Genomic DNA, 1,187 nt, shown 5'->3' with positions numbered 1-1,187 from the left:
GTGGAGAGAATCCGAAGAGCCGCCCATCCTGCCGTCCATCTGCGTGGACGCGGCGTGTAAAGGCTCGCCGGGCAAAATGGAGTATCGCGGCGTGGAAACGGAATCGGGCAAGGAAATTTTTCGCGCGGGTCCGTATCCCGATGGGACGAATAACGTGGGAGAGTTTCTCGCCATTGTCCGCGCGCTCACATGGCTGGTTAAGCATAAAAAGAAAATTCCGATCTATTCGGATTCGGAAAATGCGATCGCGTGGGTCGAGATCGGCGTTTGCAAAACGAATCTCAAGCACACCGGCAAGAACGCGCTGGTCTTTGCGATGATCCGCAGCGCCGAGAATTGGCTCGCCGAAAATGAATTGGACGACGACGCGGTGTTGAAATGGGACACGCGCGAGTGGGGCGAGAACCCGGCGGATTATGGAAGAAAATAATTCTGAATGATGAAGGATGAAGGATGAAGGATGAAAACTGCATTGTTGGTGATTGATATTCAAAACGATTATTTTGAGGGCGGAAAATTCCCGTTGGTGAATCCGCTGGGCGCAGCGAAGAAGGCGTATGAATTGCTCCAATGTTTCCGCGAGCATGGCGGACGTCACGTGCATATTCAGCACATATCGCTCGAGCCCGATGCGGCGTTCTTCGTGAAAGGCGAGCGCGGATCGGATATCCACGATTCAGTGGCGCATTTTGAGGGCGAGCCAATCGTGTACAAACATGAAGTCAACGCGTTTCAAAACACGAACTTGCTCGACCTGCTGAAGAGTTGGGAGGTCGAGCGCGTGGTCGTCACGGGCATGATGACTCACATGTGCGTAGACGCCGCCTCGCGCGCGGCTGTGGATTTCGGTTTCGATGTGATCGTGGCAGAGGACGCCTGCGCCACACGCGATTTGCAACATGGCGGCACGACCGTTCCCGCCGACTTAGTTCACAAATCCTTTCTCGCCGCGCTCACATGGTATGGCAAGGTGATGAAGACGGATGAGGTGATCGCGTTGCTGGCGAGTGAGATGAGTCAGTGATCAGTGATCAGTGGAAAGTGGAAAGTGGAAAGTGGAAAGTGAAAAGTAATCAGTGATAAGTGATCAGTCTCCAGTCTCTAATCTCCAATCTCTAATGCCCAATCGTAAATCGTAAATCGTAAATGACTCTCCTCGACCCTGAAAAACAAAAGCAAGCCAAACA

General features: G+C 52.6%; 2 protein-coding genes. Both read left to right on the top strand.

The window, feature by feature from the left end:
* The first annotated feature begins 76 nt into the window (after positions 1-76).
* Positions 77-430: a hypothetical protein gene (locus JNK74_28110; protein ID MBL7650054.1), complete on the top strand. Its 354-nt coding sequence runs from the start codon at positions 77-79 to the stop codon at positions 428-430.
* A gap of 30 nt (positions 431-460) precedes the next feature.
* Positions 461-1,024 (top strand): cysteine hydrolase, encoded by a 564-nt coding sequence (locus JNK74_28105; protein MBL7650053.1) that lies wholly within the window; start codon positions 461-463, stop codon positions 1,022-1,024.
* Positions 1,025-1,187: the final 163 nt, after the last annotated feature.

It is taken from the genome of Candidatus Hydrogenedentota bacterium (assembly GCA_016791475.1).
GTDB lineage: Bacteria > Hydrogenedentota > Hydrogenedentia > Hydrogenedentales > JAEUWI01 > JAEUWI01.
This window is presented reverse-complemented; position numbering and strand designations above follow the sequence as displayed.